This is a genomic window from Staphylococcus haemolyticus (assembly GCF_006094395.1).
GTDB classification, from domain to species: domain Bacteria; phylum Bacillota; class Bacilli; order Staphylococcales; family Staphylococcaceae; genus Staphylococcus; species Staphylococcus haemolyticus.
This window is the reverse complement of the sequence record NZ_CP035291.1, coordinates 112,575-136,661: the sequence shown is the minus strand read 5'-3', so window position 1 is coordinate 136,661 and position 24,087 is coordinate 112,575. Positions and strand designations below refer to the sequence as shown.

Below are 24,087 nucleotides of genomic sequence, written 5' to 3'. Positions count from 1 at the left end.
CTCATATAATTTGCATTTTTAAAATCAATTAATTATACTATATTTTATTTATAAAAGTGTACTTTGTAAATACTTATTTGAAAGTATTTCTTGCAAAAAAAGTGCTCCATTATAATTTTTGGAGCACTCTTTTTAATATAATTTATTAATGTCGTTCCAACTATTTTCAACAGCTTGTTGAATCGTTCGAGTAAATTTATTCTGATTATTTTCTATTAAAGACAATACATAAGCTCCAATTACGGGTGGGAATTTAGGTATTATAATTTCATTACTTGGATATGTCTTCTTCAACTTAATAATAACATTATCTTTAAACTCAAGATTAGAGAATAGACCTCCACATAATACGATAGGTGGTTTATATTGTTTTTTATCAATTGAAAGAAACGCACCCTTAACTAACTCAATCAATGAATCTATACTGTTATTAATAATTTCTATAGCAACATCATCACCACTTCGAGCAACTTCAAAAACTACTTTTGCTAATGAAGCGATATTTGATCGCATCTCTAAATTTTGATACACGTATGGAATTATATCTGTTTCATGTCTTAGACTTAAATGTTTTTTAAGTGCTTCAGTTAATTGAGTAGACTTACCTCTTCCATCATAACTTTTCATTATTGCAACAAGTGCTTGCCTACCTATATCATATCCACTACCTTCATCACCTAGTACATATCCCCATCCACCAACTCTATTTAATTCATTTGTTTTCTTATTATAGCAATATGATATAGATCCAGTACCAGCTATAAGTACAATACCGGACTCTCCATATGTACCCGATGCCAAAGCACATATGGCGTCATTTTCAACAATAACTTTTATCCTATGCAATTTGTACTCTTCCAATGATTTAATGATTAAGTTTTTTTCTAATTCTCTCCCGGCACCACTTAGAGATAAATATATAGTGTTAATATCATTTAACTCTATCTTAGCTTGTTTTCTTAATATCGATATCATATTCATTAATGTCGTTTTAACAGAATCTAACCCTTTAACCTGTATATTTGTAGATTCAGCCATAGTATACCCGACGATTTCTCCATAGTTGTTACCAATCACACCTGCCGTTTTTGTTCCTCCGCCATCAATACCAATATAATATTTCTTATTAATATTCATTGTTAAATCAATCCTATTCTTTCACATTCAACACGAAAGATTGCCAAGGTTCTATTAAATCTAATAAAAAATGTTCATCTTCAGTAATTTTACCAATAACATTTTTCACACCACTATTTTCCATATTTTGAAGTGCTATCTGCATTTCTCCCTTATAATGACCATAAGTTTCATTACAAATTAAAATATCTCCCTTTTCAATTTTAGAAGTATTATGTAGTGGAAATTCTCTATCTTTAAAATGTACTCTACTCATTGTTGAGCGAATAACATAGTCTGAGACATCGCCACGATTAAAGTGCTCTTCTTCCAAAACAATCTTTTTTTCTAAATTTGAAATATCAGGATTTAACTCTATATTGAGTGTAGGCATTGATAAATTAATCTTGGATAATGCATATAACTCTTCATTGGTAGCATAAGCGTTACTTATAATAATATCATCAATTAGCCCAGTCATTAATAAGTGCTTCGCTTGAACTTCAATCGGCAAATCTCTATGGTCTTCTAATGTAGGTAAACCTTCCATTACCTTCCATGGTCCTATATTGCCATGTTGAGATGTCACGAATGCTGCAGTCGTCAATTGATGTTGTTTAAATGATTCTGATGTTTTTTGAAAATGATTAAATGATAAACCTGTATATTGCTGTGGATAAAAGTTGTGACATCCAATCAAATTGTCTTTGTTAGGCTTATAATTTAGAACATCATTAATAAATGTTGCACTCGTACTTATATTTAATTCAATAAACATATTTTGCTTATTATGAGTCATTTTTGCTACTTCTTGTGCTGAAAAACCTGAATCAATTCGAATTCCAGAAACTCCCAATTGATCGAAAAATGTTAAATCTAAATTATCTATTTGAAGGTCTTTAAACACTTCCCGATTAATATCAGCTATGACCTCCATACCGTTCTTATTGGCATATTTAACAATTTCCTTAAACTTTTCAAAAATTTCACGTTCTTCTTGTTTCACTGATAGCAAATTAGTAAATATTCGTTTAAAACCATATCTCACACTATTATCAATGTAATCTTTCATCATCTCTAAGTCAGATTGTGTAGGATAAATTGAGATACCTAATCGATGCATTTATTTGCCCTCCTCAGATTTGTAGATAACACCTTTAATTTTTTTATTTTCAAGTAATTGTCTTGATTTTTCAAAAAATAAAATACTATTGAATGTAATCAAAAAATATATAGTTATCCATCCGAATGTATTAATTTCATCGAAAATCAAAATTGGAATAGCAATGATAAATGGCATAGTTACCAATAGTAGCCATCTGTTAATCGCTACTTTCCTAATAATCAATTGTGATAGCTTAAGGCAAAAAACTAATAAAATTAATAAACCTAATATATACAAAAGTCTCATAGAATATCACTTCTCTTCTAACTTTTTATATAGTTCAATCATCTTCTCAATTAAACTTTTTTCACTTAATGCTGTCATAAGATGATCTTGTGCATGAATCATTAATAGCGAAGTATCAACTTTTTCACCATTAATTTCATCTTGAATTAAACGTGTTTGTGTTTTATGAGCTTCCGCCATTTCATGCTCTGATTCATCTAAAAGTTTTTTTGCTTCTTCAAAGTTTCCTTCAGCAGCACTATTTAATGCTTCATAAGCTAAACTTTTCGCATTTCCTCCATGTGCAATAATTTCAAATATCTCTGTTTCATTTTTATTTTCCATAACAAGTCACCCATCCTATTCTTTTTCTGCAGAATCTTCATTAAGACTTTGTTCTTGAGCTAACATTTCACGCTCATATTTTTTAAAGAAAGGATAATAAAGCACAATTGCAATAAGTAAATTAATTAATACTAATATCAGTGCTTTCCAATCTCCGTTAGTAGCAAACAATGCACCGATAGGTCCCGGTAATGTCCATGGTGCTAAAATTGTGATTTTTGCAATTAATCCTAATTTAAAAACAAAATACGTGATCGTCGTTAAAACCAAAGGAATAAATATGAATGGTAAAGCTAGAATAGGATTCATTACTAATGGAGTCCCAAAAATTAGAGGTTCATTTATATTAAATATACTAGGAATAATTGAGAATCTCCCTACTTTTTTAAGATACTCTGATTTAGAGAAAACCATTAATATACATAGACTTAACGTTGCACCTGCTCCTCCAATCCAAACAAACCATTGGAAAAACGGTTCTACAACTATATTAGGAAGTTGCTCTCCAGCTGCCTTAGCATCTATGTTTTGATCTAAAAGCGAGAACCAAATCGGTTGGAAAACAGCACCCATAACAGCAACACCATGTATACCTGCAGCCCATAAAAGAACAATAAAGAATACTGGTATTAAAGCACCTAATAATGAATCGCCTGCAAATTTGCCAAGCGGTTCAAATAGCATGTTAACAATCTTATTTAAATCTATATTTAAAATCACACGAACGAACCATGAAATGATAATAACTAAAGTTGCTGGAATTAAAGATTCAAAAGATCTGGCAACTGAACTAGGAACTTGTTCCGGCATTTTAATAGTAAAACCTGATTTAATAACTAATCGACTTATTTCTACTGCAAATATCATAGAAATGATAGCTACAAATAAACCAGAACCTCCTAAATCTGCCATAGGCAACACATATCCAACAGCATCTTTTTTAGCTAATTTATCATCTAAATTTAATGGAATATTCATCATTAGAAAGGTTGCTAATGAAAGTAAACCACCTGAAAGACCATCCATTTTGTATGATTTTGATAAATTATACCCCATACAAAACGCTGTATATAAAGCCATTAAACCTAATGTCATTCTATTTGCGATCATTATCTTCTCAGCATGTGGTTGTACTAAATCTGCAAAATAGGGTATTGGTGGTAACGCAAATAAAGTGAAGAATGATCCGACAATAATCAATGGTAACGTTGCAATAATACCATCACGAATGGCAACTAAATGTCTTTGCTCAGATGCTTTTGCCATTGGTGTCATTAATACTTTTTCAAGCCATTGTAATAACTTTTGCATAAAACCATCTCCCAAACATTTATACTATTTATCGTATCCTTTAATTTGTTTTAAAATTTTAGGCGCACCTATTGGTGTATAACCCATTGGATCAACTACATCAACTGGTTTCCCAACTTCATCTCCCATCTTTTTAAACTTATCTAAACGATGCTTAACTTGTGGAGCAACTAGCCCTAAATCGTAATTTTCAATTTGATTCTCAAATTCCTCTGATCCGACCGCTTTAATTTCAAGATCATAATTTTCCTTATCTGCTTGTTTCTTTATTGAGTCAACAACCATTGCGCTTGACATTCCACCTGAACAAACCATAATTACTTTCATTTAAAACACTCCTCTATTTGAATTTATTATTTTTTATAGCTTTTCTTGTATTTTCTAGTTTCTGACGGTTGCTTAAATAATCATTACTAGCAATGCAAATATACAAAATATCAATGATACTTAACATTGCAATTCTTGAGCTCATCGCTCCGCTTCTTTTTGCTTTTTCGGAAGAACTAACAAACAGCTGTACGTCTGATAAATTAGATATAGGATTATCACCATATTTCGTTATAGAAATTACTTTTGCACCTTTCTCTTTAGCTAACTGAGTAGAATTAACTATATCTTTAGTTTGACCTGAACTTGATATAGCAATTACTACATCTTCTGAAGAAAGATTAGCACTTAAAGTAACTTGTTCATCAAAACTACTTCCGACATCACACCAATAATCGATACGTGTTAGTTTTTGCTTAAAATCTTGTGCAATAAGTGCTGAAGCCCCAATACCATAGATACATGTTTTTCTCGAATTAACAATTAATTCAAAAGCATGTTTAATATTTTCTGTTGATAAAATTCTTTCTGTATCTCTTAAAGTCTTAGTATTGTTATGAAATACAGTTTGCGTAACTTCTTCAATTGAATAATCTTTATCTATTTCTGCATAACCACGTTGAATATTCCCCGGTTCGTTTAAGTCATAAGCGATTTTTAGCTTTAAGTCTTGAAAGCCCTTACATTTCAATTTTTTAGATAACCTAACAACCGTTGCCACACTGACGTTTGTTAGGTCTGCTAGTTTTTGTACAGAATAATTAATAATTTCATCTGGATGCTCAAGAATATACTCTGCAACTCTACGTTCCGAGGGATTTAAATCGCTTAAAGATGATTCAATAATAATCAAACTACCATGCAATAAACATCACCTCTAAAAAGAATAATATTTCACTTCAAATACAATTTACAAAATATTATTACATTTGTCAAAATCTAATTTATATTTAATATTGTTATATCTCGTCTTAATACATTTGTATTTTTATGCTAATGTTACATTGTGATGAATAATATGATATTAAAATATTTTTGGAAAGGAATTATATTGTGAAGAAGTTTCTTACAATTTTAATTTTGAGCACCTTAATTTTATGTGCTTGTAACTTTGAACAAGACGTAGAAAATAAGCATGATCGTAATGCATCGACTAAAACTACTGGCAATGAACAAAAGAAAAAGGAAGTCATAAACGGTAGAACATACTATGACGGCATTTTAATCGTTAATAAAACAACTAAACTACCATCTGATTACAATCCTGGTGAGAAACCTAAAGCACAACGTGCATTACAACGAATGTTTACTGATGCAGAAAAAGATGGTGTGAGTCTTTATAAGATTAGTGGATTTAGAAGTTATGAAACACAAGTGAATCTATACAATCAATATGTTGCGCGTGATGGCGAGCAAGCCGCTGATCGTTATAGTGCACGTCCTGGCACTTCCGAGCACCAAAGTGGGTTAAGTTATGATGTGGGTGCTATTGGATCAGCTTGCAATTTACGTGAACAGTTTGGAGAAACAAAGGAAGGACAATGGATTGCGCGAAATGCCCATCGTTATGGTTTTATCATCCGTTATCCAAAAGGTAAAGAACAGATCACAGGCTACCAATATGAACCGTGGCATTTGCGTTACCTAGGAAAAAACAATGCGGCTAAAGTACAACACTCTGGCCAAGCCTTAGAGGAATATGTTAGATATAAAGATCGCTCAGAAAGCTAATTTATTGCATTCTGAGCGTTTTTATATACTATTTAACCTTTTTTTCTTTAACTACATTTCCATTAGCATCAAGCTTTTGAATTTTGTCATTCATATTTCTATAAGAACCAACGATTTCTCCATCTTGATTGCGATATTGTACCGACCAATCTCCATTTGAATTAAGTAACTTCACATCTTCCCACAAATAACCTGAATCTGTTAAACTAACACCTTCAAAATCTGCAATAATTTGATAGATTTGATTTCTAAGATGTAATCCTACGCCACCCAATCTCTCCAACTGTTTATAAGAGATTCCATTCTCATCATAACTAATGTCAGAATACTTATTATCAATATGCATTTTACTTACTAATTCTGGCAATGCTTTATTATTTTTATTTTTTAAATAGACATCTTTTAAATTTACTTCTCTTCCATGTTGCATTAATTCATTATAATCAATGATTGCAGCTTGCGTCCCTCCTAAGAATATCTTCTCATTATTCACACCGATGATTGCAACAAAATTTCGCTTATCAGGATATACAGTATAAAAATGCATATCTTTTGGCGCGTTTGCAACAGGTTTATCATGCTTAACTAACGTGAAATCGACTAATTTATAATGATACTCCCCAGCTGGTGCTATAGCTAAATAAAATCCAGTTAAAATTTCATTTTTAGTTAATGTATATTGGTCAACATGGTCGACGCAAAAAGCTAAAGCCAATTTTTCCTTTTCAGAAAAGTTAGGTATAATATCTTTGTTTTTTTCTTCATCTTTCTTTTTATTGTCAACCTTGTCTTGTTTTTTATTGTCTTTTGTTGTCTTAGTATCCGTTAGTTTCGTATGAAATTCCGTTTTATTTTCTTTAGATGGTTCATGTGTACTGCAAGCTGTTAACACTCACATAAACGTGGTGCTAAGTAATAGAAATTTTTTCATTAAAGATCCCTCTAATCTTATAACACTTTTATATAATATTATTATACTATACAAATGTTATAAATTTAGGTAATGTTTATAACACTCTGATACATAGCCCACACAAAAATCCGATAGCTTTTAAGCTACCGGATCAAATCAATTTTACTATTTTAGACTGCCGTCACACTTATTTATTTGATTATTGTTCCTTCTTTTTCATGAATCATTTGAATAATTTCATTCTTTTCATTCATAACAGCCACTTTAGGCGCATGGTCAACTAATTCACGTTCATCTAATTGTACATAGGTCATAATAATCACCACATCGTCAACTTCAACTAATCGAGATGCTGCACCATTAAGACAAATCTTGCCACTACCTCGTTCACCAGCAATAACATATGTTTCAAAGCGAGCACCATTATTGTTATTTACAATGGCTACCTTTTCATTAGGTAAAATATCGACTGCGTCTAAGATATCGGCATCAATCGTAATACTTCCAACATAATTTAAATTTGATTCAGTCACACGTGCTCTATGGATCTTACCGTTCATCATCGTTCTAATCATAACTTACTATTCACTTCCTAAAATTATATTATCTATCAATCGTGCTTTCGAGAATTTAACAGCTAAAGATATAAAAATTTGTCCTTGTATTTCTGTCGCAACTTCTAAATCAGGGTAACTATAAATTGCAACTTCATCAATATGACCACTTGTATGTTCCGATAAATATGTCTTAATCTCACCAACAATAATATGGCTACGTCGTTCTCCTTGTTTATACAATGTTTGAGCTATTTCCAAACTTTTACTCAAGTGAACAGCTTCTTGTCTCTCGTCGTCAGTTAAATATACATTTCGCGAACTACGTGCAAGTCCATCCTCTTCACGTACAATATCAATACCTACAATTTGAATTGGATGATTAAAATCTTCTACCATTTTTTCAACAATTGCGAGCTGTTGTGCATCTTTCTTACCAAAGTATGCTTTATTAGGACTCACAATATTAAATAACTTGTTTAGGACCGTAACTACACCATCGAAATGACCTGGACGTTGTGCACCTTCTAAGACTTCCGCTAGACGTCCTACCTTTAATGTGACACTTAGCTCGTTTGGGTACATTTCTTCTACTGCTGGATGGAATACATAATCAACATTAATTGCTTCAACTAAGGCTACATCTTGATCAATTTGACGTGGATAGGCATCGAAATCTTCGTTTGGACCAAATTGTAGAGGGTTTACAAATACACTAATCACAGTAATATCATTCTCTTCAACTGAGCGACGCATCATACTCAAATGACCTTCATGTAAGGCTCCCATCGTTGGAACGAAGCCAATCGTTTTACCTGTACTCTTCAATTCCTGTGTAATTTGTTGCATCTCAGATACGGTTTGAATCACTTTAGTCATTGCTGTTTACCTCATTCAATATCTTTTTCTTATATGTGTGGGCTTCAGCTGGAAAAGTCCCTGCCTTAACTTCTTCGTCATAATGTTTAATGGCATCAATTCCTACTGAAAAATCGCCAAATTGTTTTACAAATTTAGCATAGCGATCAACGCCATAATTTAACATATCGTGATAAACCAATACTTGACCATCTGTGTCTTTTCCTGCTCCAATACCAATAACGGGTATATCTAATTGCTCACTAATTAAACCAGCTAAGTCACTTGGAATCGCTTCTAATACTAAAGCCACTGCGCCTGCTTCTTGAACTGCATGAGCTTCTTGAATTAATTGTTCAGCCGCATCTTTCGTACTACCTTGTAAACGATAGCCCATAACACCAACGCTTTGTGGCATTAATCCTAGATGCGCTACAATTGGTATTCCAATTTGTGTTGATTTCTTAATGAAATTAACTAAATGTGCACCTTCTGCTTTTAACGCATTAGCATTCGTTTCCTGATAAAGTGTTATCGCATTTTTCAAATCATGTTCATCACTTACACCAACTGTGCCAATTGGTAAGTCCACTACTACAAAAGTATCATCAGCACCTCTACGTACCGCTTTGCCGTGATGAATCATGTCTTCTAATGTCACTTGTGTTGTCGTTTCATAACCTAGTACCGTCATTCCAAGTGAATCACCAACTAAAATCATATCTATATTTGCATCCTGTGCTTGTTTGGCACTTGGAAAGTCATATGCTGTAATCATCGAAATTTTCGTTTTGTCTTGTTTCATTTCAACTAATTTTGCTAAATTTTTCATTTTAAATTAACTCCTATTATTTATGTCCACATTTTTAAACAAAACTTTATAAATTGCTAGTCCATTATTTCAACTCAATATTATATATCAACTTCCATATAAAATCATATCATTTTCTGTTCTAAGATTTATCTTTGTTTATCCATCTTTTTTAGTTTAAACAATAATTTACATAGAAAAGTAAAATGATTATACTATATGATTATATTTAAAGTGCGCACATGCTCCTGTACATATTTGTGTGGACCTAACCAGAAAGGAAAGTTTAAAATGAAAATTGCTGTTATTGGACCAGGTGCGGTTGGTACGACGATTGCTTATGAACTGCAACAATCACTGCCAAACGTTACATTAATCGGTCGTTCTAATAAGATAATGACCCTCCAACCTGCAAATGAAACTATTAAAGTCCAAAGTATTGATGACATAAATACGCAATTTGATGTTATTATCATTGCGGTTAAAACGCACCAACTTAATCCACTAATTCCAAAATTACATCACTTCGCACATAATGAAACATGCTTTATTTTAGCTCAAAATGGTTATGGCTTATTGCCGCAACTTCCTTTCAATCGCAAATATCAGGCAGTCGTATACATAAGTGGTCAAAAGTCTGGAAACGAAGTGGTACATTTCCGAGACTACCGTTTACATTTGCAAAAAGATACTACCACAACACATCTAAAAGCATTATTCGATACAACCAAAATTGAAATTGTTTTAGAAGACAATATTGAAGAAAAAATTTGGTATAAATTATTAGTGAATTTAGGTATTAATTCTATAACTGCACTTGGTCACAATACTGCTCAAATCTTAAAAATTAACGAAGTCAAACATCTATGTCGTCAATTATTAAAAGAAGGTCATCAAGTAGCCGAAGCATCAGGTATACAGTTCCCACATACAATCGTCGATGACATTATGCAAATCTATGCCGGCTATCCTGATCATATGGGGACAAGTATGTATTACGATATAATCAATCATCAGCCATTAGAAATCGAAGCAATACAAGGATTTATCTTTAGACAGGCAAAATCTCATAACGTGAACACACCACATTTAGATACAATTTATGCATTGTTACGTTCTCATCAATCACTTATTAATTAAAAAGATGATTTACAGTCTCAGAATCTTTTTATTTCAAACATATTTAGTTCTTACTTTGTTTTAATTTTAAAGGCACTTTAATTTGTTTATTTACAGAATCGCCTTTCATTAGGCCATTAACCACTTTAATTGCTTCTTTACCCATAAGTTCAGGTTGTTGAGCTATTGTCGCATCTAGTTTGCCATTTTTTATTGATTTCATTGCATCCTCGTTGCCATCAAATCCAATGACTTGAATATCCTTGTCCCCAATAGCTTCAATGGCACCAAGTGCCATTTCATCATTTTGAGCAAAGATTGCTTTGATATTTGGATGCGCTTCTAGCATATTTTGCGTTACGTTTAATCCTTCTGCTCTATCAAACTTCGCACTTTGTTTGGCAATTACTTTTAACTGTTTATCAGCAATCTCATGGAAGCCTTTTCCTCTTTCTCTCGTCGCACTTGCGCCTGGAACTCCTTCAAGTTCTCCTACTTTTGCATTTTTACCTACTTTATCAACTAAATACTTACCAGCCATTTTACCGCCTTCAACGTTATCGGATGCGATAAATGAAGCAACGTCTCCTTTATCCACTGATCTATCTAATGTGATTACAGGAATACCCTCATTGTTCGCTGACTCCACAGCACTTGAAATCGCACTTGAATCTGTTGGATTAACAATTAAGTAATCAACTTGTTGTTGAATTAAATCTTCAATGTCATTCGTTTGCTTAGCTGAATCGTCTCGAGCATCTACAACTTTAACTTTCATTCCTTGAGCTTTAGCATCTTTTTCAATTCCATTTTTAATTTTAACGAAGAATGGATTATTTAAAGTTGAAATACTTACGCCTATTGTAATTTCTGATTTTTTCTTATTGGTTTTGCCATTTTTATCATTTTTCAATGGTGATTCTAAGGAACACGCTGCTAAAAATAGGACGAGTGCTAATGTAATGGCTAATAATTTTTTCATATTGTTATCCTGCTTTCTCTTATTTTTTACGATCAATTAATACCGCAATTAAAATAACTACACCTTTAACGACTTGTTGGTAGAATGAAGAAACACCAAGTAAATTTAATCCATTATTTAAAACACCTATAATAAGTACACCTATTAATGTTCCAACAATTCGTCCTTTACCACCTGTTAATGACGTACCACCAAGTACTACGGCAGCAATAGCGTCTAACTCATAAGAAGTACCCGCTGTTGGTTGTGCAGAATTTAAACGTGATGTTAATATGCCTCCTGCTAACGCTGACATTAGCCCTGAAATTCCATAAATTAAAATTTTAATTTTATTAACTTTAATACCTGAAATTTTAGCAGCTACTTCATTCCCACCAATTGCATATGTATGACGTCCAAACGTTGTTTTTTGAAGAATAATAAGCAAAATCACAAACACGATAATCATTGTTACTGCTGGTACTGGAATACCGATAAAGTAGCCCTTACCAAATAATTGGAATAAATAACTATCCCCTAAATTTGTTATTGGATTTCCGTCAGTAATAACTAATGTTAATCCACGGAAAATCGTCATCGTCGCAAGTGTTGCAATAAATGGCGCCATATTTCCTTTAGTAACTAATAAACCGTTCACTGCACCTAAAACAAAACCAATCAGTACGCCAATAATTAATGCAATTATTGGGTCAACACCACTCGTAATCATTAATGCAATAAACGCCGATGATAATGCAAGAATTGAACCAACTGATAAGTCTATACCACCAGTTAAGATAATGAATGTCATACCAAAGGCAATCAGACCATTGATAGAAATTTGTCTTAATAAATTGAGTAAATTAGATAAATCTAAAAATGATGGGTTTAAAATACTCACTACAATAATTAGTAAAATCAGACCAATAAATGGAATAATCTTTTCCATGAACGATGTTTTAGCTGTTAACTGTTTCATTTAAAGTTCCCCCTGTAGCTAAAGTCATAATATTTTCTTCTGTAATTTCATTTCCTGTTAGATCCCCTTTGATATTACCTTCGTGAACGACCATCACTCTATCGCTCATACCAATGACTTCAGGCAATTCAGATGAGACCATAATAATAGACACACCACGATCCGTAAGTTCATTCATAAGTTGATAAATCTCTCTTTTTGCTCCGACATCAATACCTCGTGTAGGCTCATCTAAAATAATGATTTGCGCACCGGTACCAATCCACTTTGCTAATACGACCTTTTGTTGATTACCACCTGATAATGAGCCAGCCGGCAGTCTACCTGGAGATTTAATATTAAGTCTTTTACGCATCGTATCAACAAATTGCTCAGAACTTTTATCGTCTACGATGCCATGTTTTGAAAAACTAAATAACGAAGGTAACACCATATTGTCTTGAATGGAGAAGTCTAAGATTAACCCTTCTTCTTTACGATTCTCAGTTATAAAAGCAAGTCCATGTTTCATCGCTTCGATTGGAGACGTTATAGATACTGTTTGTCCTTTAATTTCAATTTCATTATCTGCTTTATCGACACCGAACAAACTTCTCATCATTTCTGTACGACCTGCCCCCATTAGACTACTCACGCCCAATATTTCACCTTTTTTAAGATAAAATGATTGATTCTCAATATGATGTAGCGGATTATTAAGTCGCTTTACATTTAAAACAATATCTTGTGGTTCATACGTTCTATCTGGAAACTGTTCATCTAATTCACGTCCAACCATTGCTTTAACAATTTGGTTGTATGTTAGATTTGTCGTTTCATCATACATAACAGAAACGCCATCACGCATCACTGTTATTTCATCCGAAATCTCAAAAATTTCAGCCATTCTATGTGAAATGTATACAAAGGACACACCTTTAGCTTTTAAATTATGAATCATGTCGAACAAACGTCGTATTTCTTTATCTGTTAATGTTGCTGTTGGTTCATCCATAATAATGATTTGTGCTTTTGTCATCATCGCTTTAGCTATTTCTATCATTTGTTGCTCACCAATTGAGCAATCTTTGACCACTTTGTTTAATGGAATATAGAAATCTAATTCTTTAAACACTTGCTCAGCTTGTTGCTTCATTTCTTTTTTATTTAGTATTCCTATTTTGTTTCTGATTTCTTTTCCAACGAACAAGTTATCAAGCACTGTTAATTCTGGATATAAATTCAGTTCTTGGTGAATAAATGTTAATCCTTTTTCTTCCGCTTCTTTAGGATTGTTATAGTCGATCTCAATATCAGAATTAGTGATAACACCTTGGTCTTTTTTATGAATCCCAACTAAAATTTTCATGAGTGTTGATTTACCAGCCCCATTTTCTCCCATTAGTGCATGCACTGTACCTGGCTTTAGAGTAAAATCAACTCCCTTTAGAACCTCGTTGTCCCCGAAGGCTTTATGGATATTAGTCATTTGAATCATTAATTTCACCCCTTAAAATATGACACCACTTTGAAGTATGATGTTTGCATATGGCGTTGCTTCCCCTGTTCGAATAATTGCTTTAGCGTTTTTAGTTAATGCTTTAAATGTTTCATGATTAACTTGTTCTATTTCTGAAAAGTCCTTTGTCACTTGTTCAAAGATAGGTGCATTGTCTACTTCCATTTCTTCAGCTATCGTTACGTGTTCAATTTCCATGTGTTGCTTAAGTACTTCATAAACTTCTAGAAAACTTGGCTGTCCTAATGTTAAAGCAAGGTCAATCTTCTTAACGTCTTTAGGAACGGGTAACCCACAATCAGCTATTACAATTTGATCTGTATGTCCTAAATCACTGAGCACTTTTGAAATGTCGCTATTTAATATGCCTGTTTTATACATCTAATTCACCTGCAATTTCTGAAAAGGTTGGCATGCCACCTTGAGCGCCCATACCTGTTACTGAATGACTTGCTGCTAAGTTCGCAAGTTTAAGTGCTTGTGCAATTGAATATCCTTTTTGTAATCCTACTGCGAAAGCACCATTGAATGTATCTCCAGCACCTGTTGTATCTTTAACTTCTCGCTTAAATCCATCAATTTGAACCTTTTCAGTGCCGTTATGATACATAGCACCTTTATCTCCTAATGTAATTATTAACTTGTTAGGGTAACGCTCTAATGCTTTATCAATGTCAGTTTGGAACATTGCATTGCTCTCTGTTTCATTAGGTGTAATGTACGTTGCTTTATCAATAACATCTGCCTCTACTTCTCGGAATGGCGCTGGGTTAAGAATTGATATCATATCGTGTTCATCGCAATATAAAACGACATCTCTTACTGTTTCAGCGGGAATTTCTTGTTGAATTAAAACAATGTCACCTGCTTGAGCTTGACTTAAAGCTTCCAACGCGTAATCTGACGTAACATAGTTATTAGCTGAAGGTACAACGATGATGCTATTATCATTGTCAGATAAAGTGATATGTGCCGTACCAGATGCAGATTGTGTAACGGGTTTCAGAAATGTCGTTAAAACATGATTGTCTTCTAAGTTTGTAAAAATTTGATTCCCGAAGTCATCATCACCGATGCGTCCTACCATATAAACATCATCACCGAGTCTTGCAGCCGCTACTGCTTGGTTTGCCCCTTTTCCACCAGGTGTTGTAAAAAATGACTCACCTAAAACGGTTTCACCTTTACTTGGTACTTTATTTGTAGAAACTACTAAATCAATGGATAAGCTTCCAACTACATATATACTTGTCATTATTTCTTCCTCCTTGTAGATTCTCTGTGAATAACATCAACATCCAATACGACTTTCGTCGTTACGTCATTATGTTCTAATTGATTAATCAAACCTAATGCTGCTTGTTTCCCAATTTCATACGCAGGTTGTTCTATCGTTGTCAGACTTGGATAAAATAACTTGGCTAATGGAATATCATCATATCCAATGACTTGTACATCATATGGAATATGGAAGTGTAAATCATGTAACCATTTCATGATTTTAAGCGCAGATACGTCGTTACTACATATCACACTATCGATATGGTTATGGTTAACATATGCTTTCAGTTTATCAATTGTGATGTCATGCTCATCCTCAATCCACAATTGAATGTCATGGTTCTTTAGAGTAGTCCTTGCACCATTAAATCGTTCTTCAAAAGAGCGATAATTCAAATCTTGATGTAACAATAGTACACGCTGTGCATTTCCTTTAATAATTGTCTCAGCTTGTAGTTTCCCACCTTTATAATGGTCCGCTTCTATACATTGCTGATTATCTGTTACACGGTCAATAAGTACATAGGGTAATTGATATGAATTAAACTGATCAAAGGCAAATTGAGTTGATAACTGTGAAGCAATAACGCCACTACAATTATTCACTTTAAAAGTGGTTAGATAGTTTAGTTCTTTATGCTCTTGCATTTCACCATTGCCAATCATGACGTGGTACCCTTTTTGAATTGCTGTGTCCTCTACACCTTTAGCAACAATCGTAAAGAACGGGTTACTCATATCTGGTAACAACAATCCAATTGTTTTTGATTTTTTCGTAAATAAAGTTCTTGCAGTCTCATTTGGATAATAATCTAATTCTTTGATGACTTGTTCAATTCGTTTACGTGTAGCCTCTTTCACATAACCACTTTTATTAATTACTCTTGAGACTGTGGCTACTGACACATTTGCTTGTTGAGCCACTTCTTTAATCGTTCTCACTTTGCCACTCCTTTTATGTAATCGCTTACATGAAAATTTATCACTTTTTTCTTTTAAATGCAATATTAAATAAAACATTTATAAATTAACTCTTTTGTGAATGGCCGTCGTCTTAATATTTATGTTTATTGATATATCGCGACTTTTTAATTTTGGAATTATACACATCGTAAAAAGAATATGATACTATATAATTAATTTTCAAAGTAAATATAGAATTGATGCAAAGGGGACCCAATTCTTGGATAAATCAACTCGTATACTAAATATTTTAACTTTGCTTCTTAAAGGTCACGTTGTTACGCAACACGACTTAAATCAATTTACTGATGTGAGTAAGAAATCGATTCAGCGTGATATTAATACCATTAACACGTTCTTTTATGAAAATGAGTTTTGGAGTCATAGTAATACTAGAGTCGTTTATAATCATCAATTGGCAGGATATGAACTTAAGCAAAAAACACAAAGTAAACATAGTTTAGGCATCCTTAGTTTACTCATTAAACTTCAAAGTTTAACACCCATATTGCATCACGATATTCACAAATTTTTACTTAGCTCAATCAGTTCAATGAAGGTTTCAGATAAACACGTTTTAATGAGTACGTTAAATCAATTTAAAATTAGACAGGAATTATTGCCCGGGAAAAATCTTATGATTTTACAAAAAGCGATTGTGAATAAAGATATTGTTCGCATTGAGCTTGAAGACAAAAAGATAGTCATTAAACCATTATCTATTTTGTATATGCATTATGATTATTGGTTTACGTATGAAGAGGATTATGAAATTGAGACGATTCTACTTCGTGATATCTTGTCTGTGAAAGTTTTAAATTTGAAATTCAAGAAGGATGGCACTTGTAATCCTGTTTTATTCCAAATACACACACACTTTTGGAACCAATTCCAACAGCAATTTTCTATTAAGGAAGTTGTTGAACGAAGTGAGGATTATATCACAGTATGGGTGAATTGTACGCGTTTCGATGCGTACTATATCGCTTATCAATTAGCGCCACATGCTAAAATTCTAAAACCACAATCATATATTGATAGTTTTATAGAAAGATTAGATGAAATCAAAGATATTTATAAATAATGAAAGTGTTCGTAAAGTAGTTCATAGATAGATTTCGCTTGCTTAAGTTATTTCGCTTTCCTGTGGGAAAGGCTCTAAAGCAGTTCTTTGATTTTAATCATTAGAACTACTTACTTAAGTGTATAAACACTTAAGTTCCTTTCCCCAGCAAAGAGATTTTCGTAATTCATCTATGTATCTCCAAAATACAATAAAATTAGGCACCTCGTTAATTTATTGAACATCACTAAGCTAAATTAACGAGGTGCCTTATACATTGTTATCGTTTATTTTAAAGGTTTATTCTTCTTCGCAGTTTTCATCATATTTCGTAACGCTACCGTCTGAGGTTACAATATATGATCCAGCTAATTCACCATCTTTATCAGTAAATGAGAAACCCCAATCTCCGTCAGAATTTTTTTCTGGTTCTTTATATGTGTATGTGTCGGTATCTAAGGTATGACCTTCATATTCTTCGACTTTATCAATGACATTATCACGTGTCACCGTTTCGTCACTTGAACTACTATCAGAGTCTTCTGAGCTACTGTCATCTGAATTTGAACTATCATAATGTTCAGGTTGTCTAGGCGTATCAGATGTAATGTAACTTGCTACTTTTTCAATATCTGAATCTAAAGCATTCTTAATCTTCTTCGTTTGACCATTTTTCAAAATTCGAGCTGTTTCTTGTTTAGAGTAGCCATCTTCGGTCCAACGATGGTCTTGGAAATGACTTGGTACATCGTAAAATGTGACTGTCCCATCATTATTATCTTTAAAAGTAATGTGACCTAGAGCTGTAACGGATGGACTTAATACAACGGTTCCTTCAGGATATACTTCTGAAGCATCTTCATTATATGGATTAATCGGTTCACCGGACATATCTACAGGTTCATACGTATGGTCCTCTTCGTAAAATATGTCATCTGCGTCATTTCGTGCCGTCAGCCATATTTTAGCAAAGTATTCTTTCGTATTTTTATCATTACTATTAGCAGAATGTGCACTATTAGAACCACCACTAATAGAAATTTGTTTTGCGACTTTTTTATAATCTGAATCTTTGCCATATTTATGATATAAATCTTTAACATCAAGTTCATGTCCTAAGTCAGATTGAATAAATTGTCGGTATTTCCCTGGACTTTGCGTACCTATCACTGCTACTTTATCATCACTAACACCAATTAAAGTCGCGAATGGCCCTCTAGCAGGTGAAGCACTATAAAATGTCATCCCTTCTGGTGCGTCTTCAACTGCTTCTCCAGTTGCTTGTAATTCGTATTTATCTATACTTTTTTGAGTTTTCCCACCATTACCATTTTCACTATATGAATGACGTTTTAAATCATTTGCAGTTATGGCTACATTAGATACACTGTCATCACTTAATGCTAGTGCGACTTTCTCAGCTTGATTTAAGTCTTTAACACTGTTTTCTGAATTCGCATCATTATTTTTCTTATTATTAGTACTATTATCAGATTTCGAATTACTATCTTTATTCGATTTATCCGTTTGTGATGATTTGTTTTTATCGTCAGAAGCTCCATTTCCAAGTCCAAAGTCACTTAAACTACAACCAGCTAATAACATTGTTCCAGTCAGCGCACCAATCATTAAATAATTTCTCTTCATTTCTCTCCACCCTTTATTCCCTTTTTAAAATAAATTGCGAAACGCTTGTAATTCAATTTATTCAATCAGATTACTTAATATGTTGACGAACAAATTTGCCAACATATCCTTTGAAAGACTCTCCTCCAGAAGCTTCTTGCTTAGCATACATATCGGTCGCAGTACCACCTAAATTGTGTCCATACGTTCTCATACCGTACATTGTAGTATATTTGCTATTTAACATAGGCGAGCCTGACGCACCTGATCTAAAAATGTCTTTCGTTTGAATTTCTGAACCATTAGGAGAAAATTGTGTTACGCGAAATTTACTAAGGTATGGTTTCGTATTGTCACCATTAATTTTTGAGTAACCTAATGAATATAGAGGTGTATTAAATTTCAATTTCTTAATTTCAGAATCTGTCGCAATACGCATTGGTTTAGCATACTTCGACATATTTTCTTTAGTGTGGACTATCGCAATATCATATTGCGGTACCTTAATGACTTCATTTGCATGAAAAGTATAAGGTATTGATTTACCATTACGATTCAATTGAAATTTAATATATTTTGGTGCTGCAGCTTTACCATATTTATCATCAATAACATGTCCATTTGTGACAAAGGTATGCGCACCAATTACCGTACCAGTACCCATTGAGTCTTGTCCTTTATATTCTGGAATCCCCACTTTCCAACCATTTAAATTCGAAACACGACCAATAGATTTCAAATTACTTTGGGATGCATTTGGATAATATTTGTTTGAAATTGAACTGTTACTGATCTTTTTAGCTTTTAAATATCCTGAGTACTCACCTGCATGCAAGCCATCATAGTAATAGTTACCAACAGCTTGCGCTTCATCATGATGACCAGCATACCCAAATATCGTTGTTCCAATTACTATACTTGCAATAAACGTTTTACCAAATTTTGATTTCCACATACTTTTCTCCTCAATACCTTTCTTTTATGTAATAACTATTTCACGACATACATCGCTCAATATAATAATTTATCAATATTATTATATGATATTAGACGGACAATATACGTCTTTAGAAGTATTAATTAATAAAACTTTAGACTTATTTTTTAATTTAATAACAAAAACAAAGTATTTTTTGTTTACAAAATAAATTGATAGATGTAAACTGTAAAACATATTAAAAAATATATTAATGGAGGGGTACTCAAGCCTGGCTAAAGAGGCCAATCATTTATGATTGGTAGGAGCTTTTTGCTCGCGTTGGTTCAAATCCTTCCCTCTCCGCTATTTTACGACTGGAACGATTATCGTTTCAGTCTTTTTTTTGATTTAAAGATCGTTCCAACTCGTTGCCACATAGAATGATTCCTACTAAGTCAATGACAATTGTCAGTGAGTAAGGTTACTATTTGTTTAAATTACTTTGAAAGAGATACGTTATTTTAACTTAAGGTATTTGCAATACATATTTTTTACCTCATTATGTAAACGCTTTCTCTTTTGAAATGAAAGGGAGATCATTATGGAAGCTATTAAAGCAATCTTTAGCAAATTGTTTGAATTCTTGCCACGAGCAATCATTAATTTATTTATCTAATATGGATTCATAGATTTACATTTTCAAAAATTAAATAAAATAGAGGTGCTGTTTATGAAAACAAGAGAGAACAGATTTAGTATTCGTAAATTGAGCGTAGGCGCGTCATCAGTTGTAGTAGCAACGTTGCTATTCATGGGAGGTGGCTCAGCACAGGCAGCCGAGAAACAACAGGAAGTGGGAACTCCTGAAACGGCGTCAGCACAATCTATTGGGGATAAAGACACACACGCGACTCAAAAGGGACAAGTTCAATCAACTGAACAAGATAAGTCGCAAGCTTCTCAAACTGAAAATAATACAAATAATTCACAAACTAGCTTACATAATGAACATAATCAAACAGACGATGCATCTACAACGAATGAAACTACTTCAACTTCAGATGAGACGCATCAAAGTACCACTGTAAAATCTGAGAAGCCAACTTCAAATAGCGATAACCAACAAACTGAAGCTAAACAAACTTCTCAACAATCACTTTCAACTGATACACAAACTTCTAAACCAACTACTAACGACGGTATAACAACGCAACAATCTGAATCATCTAAACAAGAAAAACCGTCAACACAATCAACTGATACAGCTTCTAAAGAAGACGACACAACTAAGAAAACAACTGCACATACGCAATCACAAACTGATGAAACGTCTGATAATAAAAAAGAAGCATTAAATCAACCACATTCAAATGTTGTTAAATCTGAAGATGCAAATACTTCTTCAAATGAAATTAATCCAAACACAATTAAATCAACTGAACAACAACAGTCAACAGAATCAAATACGTCAGACAAACCAAAAGTCGACAATCAACAAGCACAATCACAACCAAAGGATAATGACGACAATCAAGGTGACGCACTTAAAACCGCAACACAAGCTCAGCAACAAACGTTAACTAAGAAGGAAGCGACAACTTCTGAAGTAACGAATCGTCTTAATACACAAAATAGCGATAATAGTAATATTTCAATTGATGGGCAAACTAACCCTACTTTAGATAGTGATAAGTCTTCTAAACAAAATAAAGATGCACAATCTGGGTTAAATACACTTAAAAATAACGCAGTCGCAACGACAAACACTCAATCTAAATCACAAGCTGCAACTGGAACGAAAGATCAAACCAATAAAGTTGCGAAACAAGCTCAGTATAAAAATCAAGACCCTATTATTTTAGTTCACGGATTTAATGGTTTTACTGATGACATAAACCCATCCGTACTAGCGCACTATTGGGGTGGCGATAAATTAAACATACGCCAGGATTTAGAAGAGAACGGCTATGAATCTTATGAAGCGAGCATTAGTGCGTTTGGTAGTAACTACGATCGTGCTGTCGAACTTTATTACTATATTAAAGGCGGAACTGTGGATTATGGTGCTGCACACGCAGCCAAATATGGTCATGAACGTTACGGTAAAACATATGAAGGCGTATATAAAGATTGGCAACCAGGCCAAAAAGTACACCTTGTCGGACATAGTATGGGCGGTCAAACGATTCGTCAATTAGAATCCTTATTAAGAAATGGTAATCCAGAAGAACAAGAATATCAACGTGTACATGGAGGCGATATTTCACCTTTATATCAAGGTCAAAACGATAATATGATTTCATCAATTACGACACTTGGAACGCCACATAACGGCACACATGCATCAGATTTATTAGGTAACGAAGCGCTTATTCGTCAAGTTGTCTTTGACGCAGGAAAAGTACTTGGCAATAAAGATTCACGTGTAGACTTCGGTCTGTCTCAATGGGGTCTAAAACAACAGCCTAACGAGTCTTACGTTGACTATGTCAAACGTGTTAAAGATTCAAAATTATGGCAAACCAAAGACAATGGCTTTTATGATTTAACACGTGAAGGCGCGACAAACCTTAACCGTCAAACATCATTAAACCCTAATATTGTGTATAAAACTTACACAGGAGAATCAACACACGCATCATTATTTGGACGTCAAAAATCAGATTTAAATTTATTCTTCCCATTCACCCTAACTGCTAATGTAATTGGTAAAGCAGCTGAAAAAGAATGGCGAGAAAATGATGGTTTAGTTTCTGTTATTTCATCACAACATCCATTTAATCAAGCTTATACACAAGCAACGGATATAAATCAAAAAGGTATTTGGCAAGTAACACCAACAAAACATGATTGGGATCATGTAGATTTTGTCGGCCAAGATAGTACTGACACAAAACGTACTAGAGCTGAATTACAACAATTTTGGCATGGCTTAGCAGATGATTTAGTCCAAAGTGAGAATTTAACACGCAACGCTTAATACATTTCAAGTTTAATCAAGAGGAGGTCTCGTTATGTCTGGTACTTTTCTTCAATTAATAGGTTCTCTATTTAACATCTAAAAAGTATTATTCTCATAAATGCGTCATAAACATGATAAGCACCACCTATTAAAAAGCATTCGCTTTTCATAATAGGTGGTGCTTATTTTCATTCGTATATTGCTGTTGAAATCAAAAGTTCTTACGCTAACATTTTTAATAATCACTAACGATTATTCCGCGCCTTTATTAACAAATTGAGAGCTACTGGAGGCACTGTCTGCAGCAGATAAGATCACTTTAATTGCGTCATTTGATTCATCAACCTCATGCTGCAATTCGCTATTAAGTCCTAACAAGTTATTCGCTTGCGTTTCATCACTATTAAGCTCTTCCAAATCATTTACAATCTCAGTTGCTAGAATTTCACATGCATCGTCACTTTCAACATAGACTTTTTCTTTTACAATACTTTCAATTACATCGATTAATTCTGATTTTTGAATTTGAATATCAATCACGAAAATTACTCCCTTAAATTGTTGTTGACATAAACAAAATTTTATGTCTTTAATTTTATACCCTTTTTAAGCATAGATATTCAAAAATGCATACATCCAATAACCCTAAACCCCTTATAATATCTAGCTTAACAAGCTTCTTGGAAGGCTTGTTAAAGGCATTATACATTAATTTAAAAGGAGAAAATACTTAATTTTTTTAATATGACAAATGTGTCATATCAATGAATAATGATATGTTTAAATTACTTTAATTGTCGACCTTTTTCGGCACAAAAACTTCTGCCTCACTATCATCTGGATAGTAAAATCCATTAGGAACAGTTTGTAATTCAATTAAGCTTCCCCACGGACTTTTTACATAAACAGTTTGATTACCTTCAGTGTCTTCATATTTCGTATTCGCATGCGGCTCTGAAATAGGTTGGCCTCCAGCTTGCGTCAACTGTTTAACGGCCTCATCAAAGTGTTCTGCCTCAACATAAAAAGAGATATGCGTAAAACCAATGTCTTGTAACGTTTGCGCTTGACCCTGATGTGCATCTTTAAATTCAAACATTTCAATATTGGGTCCATTACCAAAGACCATCATACGTTTATGAATAATGGATGCCCCTTTTTCTAAACCAAGAATGTGTTCAACTGTCTCCCCACCACGAGGTTCATCCGTCTTTCGTTGACTATCATAAGCAATCTTGCCATTGAGTCCTTCTTTGAAAAAGGCTGTCGCCGCTTCAATATCCGGTACTGTGAGTCCGATATGATTGATTCCTCGATTTATATTCATGCACCATCACCTCTAATAACAATGTTTTAATAT

24 protein-coding genes and 1 tRNA gene are annotated in these 24,087 nt (G+C 33.4%); 5 read left to right on the top strand and 20 right to left on the bottom strand.

What is annotated here, in order from left to right:
* Window positions 1-132: 132 nt before the first annotated feature.
* The 6 genes from EQ029_RS00640 to EQ029_RS00610 form a co-directional block, all read right to left on the bottom strand.
* Complete coding sequence (locus EQ029_RS00640; RefSeq protein WP_011274522.1) at window positions 133-1,137, bottom strand: N-acetylglucosamine kinase; 1,005 nt, start codon at window positions 1,135-1,137, stop codon at window positions 133-135.
* Between the two features lie 13 nt (window positions 1,138-1,150).
* Complete coding sequence (locus tag EQ029_RS00635; protein ID WP_011274521.1) at window positions 1,151-2,239, bottom strand: DUF871 domain-containing protein; 1,089 nt, start codon at window positions 2,237-2,239, stop codon at window positions 1,151-1,153.
* A 294-nt stretch (window positions 2,240-2,533) separates the two neighbouring features.
* On the bottom strand, window positions 2,534-2,851 hold the full coding sequence (locus tag EQ029_RS00625; protein ID WP_011274519.1) for a PTS lactose/cellobiose transporter subunit IIA: 318 nt from the start codon (window positions 2,849-2,851) through the stop codon (window positions 2,534-2,536).
* 15 nt (window positions 2,852-2,866) lie between these two features.
* Window positions 2,867-4,162 carry a PTS sugar transporter subunit IIC gene (locus EQ029_RS00620; RefSeq protein WP_011274518.1) on the bottom strand — a complete coding sequence of 432 codons (1,296 nt, stop codon included), beginning with the start codon at window positions 4,160-4,162 and terminating at the stop codon, window positions 2,867-2,869.
* A 24-nt stretch (window positions 4,163-4,186) separates the two neighbouring features.
* Entirely contained in the window at window positions 4,187-4,489 is a 303-nt protein-coding gene (locus EQ029_RS00615; protein WP_011274517.1) for a PTS sugar transporter subunit IIB, read from the bottom strand.
* Between the two features lie 13 nt (window positions 4,490-4,502).
* Window positions 4,503-5,342: a MurR/RpiR family transcriptional regulator gene (locus EQ029_RS00610; protein ID WP_235205230.1), complete on the bottom strand. Its 840-nt coding sequence runs from the start codon at window positions 5,340-5,342 to the stop codon at window positions 4,503-4,505.
* 200 nt (window positions 5,343-5,542) lie between these two features.
* Between EQ029_RS00610 and EQ029_RS00605 the strand changes: the two genes are divergently transcribed.
* Window positions 5,543-6,220, top strand: a complete 678-nt coding sequence (locus EQ029_RS00605) for a M15 family metallopeptidase (protein ID WP_011274515.1) — start codon at window positions 5,543-5,545, stop codon at window positions 6,218-6,220.
* A gap of 28 nt (window positions 6,221-6,248) precedes the next feature.
* Here EQ029_RS00605 and EQ029_RS00600 read toward each other — a convergent pair whose 3' ends face one another.
* The 4 genes from EQ029_RS00600 to panB all read right to left on the bottom strand — a co-directional run bounded on the left by EQ029_RS00600 (window position 6,249) and on the right by panB (window position 9,377).
* On the bottom strand, window positions 6,249-7,112 hold the full coding sequence (locus EQ029_RS00600) for a hypothetical protein (protein WP_011274514.1): 864 nt from the start codon (window positions 7,110-7,112) through the stop codon (window positions 6,249-6,251).
* Window positions 7,113-7,324: 212 nt separating this feature from the next.
* On the bottom strand, window positions 7,325-7,708 hold the full coding sequence (panD, locus tag EQ029_RS00595; protein WP_011274512.1) for an aspartate 1-decarboxylase: 384 nt from the start codon (window positions 7,706-7,708) through the stop codon (window positions 7,325-7,327).
* Window positions 7,709-7,714: 6 nt separating this feature from the next.
* Window positions 7,715-8,566, bottom strand: coding sequence for a pantoate--beta-alanine ligase (panC, locus tag EQ029_RS00590; protein ID WP_011274511.1), 852 nt, complete (start codon window positions 8,564-8,566; stop codon window positions 7,715-7,717).
* The gene (panB, locus tag EQ029_RS00585; protein ID WP_011274510.1) at window positions 8,559-9,377 is read right to left on the bottom strand and encodes a 3-methyl-2-oxobutanoate hydroxymethyltransferase; all 819 of its coding nucleotides are present in this window, start codon (window positions 9,375-9,377) and stop codon (window positions 8,559-8,561) included. The genes panC and panB overlap by 8 nt, the downstream gene beginning before the upstream one ends.
* Window positions 9,378-9,647: 270 nt before the next feature.
* Here panB and EQ029_RS00580 point away from each other — a divergent pair, with 270 nt between their 5' ends.
* Complete coding sequence (locus EQ029_RS00580) at window positions 9,648-10,496, top strand: oxidoreductase (RefSeq protein WP_011274509.1); 849 nt, start codon at window positions 9,648-9,650, stop codon at window positions 10,494-10,496.
* Window positions 10,497-10,539: 43 nt separating this feature from the next.
* On the opposite strand, the gene EQ029_RS00575 is transcribed toward EQ029_RS00580, so the two are convergent.
* Genes EQ029_RS00575 through EQ029_RS00550 form a run of 6 tightly spaced genes read right to left on the bottom strand, consistent with a single transcriptional unit; the run spans window position 10,540 to window position 16,136 of the window.
* Window positions 10,540-11,457, bottom strand: a complete 918-nt coding sequence (locus EQ029_RS00575) for a D-ribose ABC transporter substrate-binding protein (protein WP_016930525.1) — start codon at window positions 11,455-11,457, stop codon at window positions 10,540-10,542.
* 19 nt (window positions 11,458-11,476) lie between these two features.
* A complete protein-coding gene (locus EQ029_RS00570) occupies window positions 11,477-12,415 on the bottom strand; it encodes an ABC transporter permease subunit (RefSeq protein ID WP_011274507.1) in 939 nt (312 codons plus the stop codon).
* Window positions 12,396-13,892 carry a sugar ABC transporter ATP-binding protein gene (locus EQ029_RS00565; protein WP_037558262.1) on the bottom strand — a complete coding sequence of 499 codons (1,497 nt, stop codon included), beginning with the start codon at window positions 13,890-13,892 and terminating at the stop codon, window positions 12,396-12,398. The genes EQ029_RS00570 and EQ029_RS00565 overlap by 20 nt, the downstream gene beginning before the upstream one ends.
* 12 nt (window positions 13,893-13,904) lie before the next feature.
* On the bottom strand, window positions 13,905-14,294 hold the full coding sequence (gene rbsD / locus EQ029_RS00560) for a D-ribose pyranase (protein ID WP_011274505.1): 390 nt from the start codon (window positions 14,292-14,294) through the stop codon (window positions 13,905-13,907).
* Window positions 14,287-15,168, bottom strand: coding sequence for a ribokinase (gene rbsK, locus EQ029_RS00555; RefSeq protein WP_011274504.1), 882 nt, complete (start codon window positions 15,166-15,168; stop codon window positions 14,287-14,289). Before rbsK ends, rbsD begins: the two co-directional genes overlap by 8 nt.
* The gene (locus EQ029_RS00550) at window positions 15,168-16,136 is read right to left on the bottom strand and encodes a LacI family DNA-binding transcriptional regulator (RefSeq protein WP_037558264.1); all 969 of its coding nucleotides are present in this window, start codon (window positions 16,134-16,136) and stop codon (window positions 15,168-15,170) included. Before EQ029_RS00550 ends, rbsK begins: the two co-directional genes overlap by 1 nt.
* Window positions 16,137-16,377: 241 nt before the next feature.
* Here EQ029_RS00550 and EQ029_RS00545 point away from each other — a divergent pair, with 241 nt between their 5' ends.
* On the top strand, window positions 16,378-17,241 hold the full coding sequence (locus tag EQ029_RS00545; protein ID WP_037558265.1) for a hypothetical protein: 864 nt from the start codon (window positions 16,378-16,380) through the stop codon (window positions 17,239-17,241).
* 279 nt (window positions 17,242-17,520) lie between these two features.
* Here the strand turns inward: EQ029_RS00545 and EQ029_RS12890 are convergent, their stop codons facing one another.
* Entirely contained in the window at window positions 17,521-18,390 is an 870-nt protein-coding gene (locus EQ029_RS12890) for a hypothetical protein (protein ID WP_370444497.1), read from the bottom strand.
* A 547-nt stretch (window positions 18,391-18,937) separates the two neighbouring features.
* A complete protein-coding gene (locus EQ029_RS00535) occupies window positions 18,938-19,801 on the bottom strand; it encodes a trypsin-like serine peptidase (RefSeq protein WP_037558267.1) in 864 nt (287 codons plus the stop codon).
* Window positions 19,802-20,038: 237 nt separating this feature from the next.
* Between EQ029_RS00535 and EQ029_RS00530 the strand changes: the two genes are divergently transcribed.
* Window positions 20,039-20,128: transfer RNA gene (locus tag EQ029_RS00530), tRNA-Ile, on the top strand.
* Window positions 20,129-20,495: 367 nt separating this feature from the next.
* Window positions 20,496-22,745 carry a YSIRK-targeted triacylglycerol lipase gene (lip, locus tag EQ029_RS00525; protein ID WP_037558268.1) on the top strand — a complete coding sequence of 750 codons (2,250 nt, stop codon included), beginning with the start codon at window positions 20,496-20,498 and terminating at the stop codon, window positions 22,743-22,745.
* Between the two features lie 234 nt (window positions 22,746-22,979).
* Here lip and EQ029_RS00520 read toward each other — a convergent pair whose 3' ends face one another.
* Both EQ029_RS00520 and EQ029_RS00515 read right to left on the bottom strand, forming a co-directional pair.
* Window positions 22,980-23,267, bottom strand: a complete 288-nt coding sequence (locus tag EQ029_RS00520) for a hypothetical protein (protein ID WP_037558269.1) — start codon at window positions 23,265-23,267, stop codon at window positions 22,980-22,982.
* A gap of 250 nt (window positions 23,268-23,517) precedes the next feature.
* On the bottom strand, window positions 23,518-24,054 hold the full coding sequence (locus EQ029_RS00515) for a VOC family protein (protein ID WP_053021351.1): 537 nt from the start codon (window positions 24,052-24,054) through the stop codon (window positions 23,518-23,520).
* Window positions 24,055-24,087 lie beyond the last annotated feature (33 nt).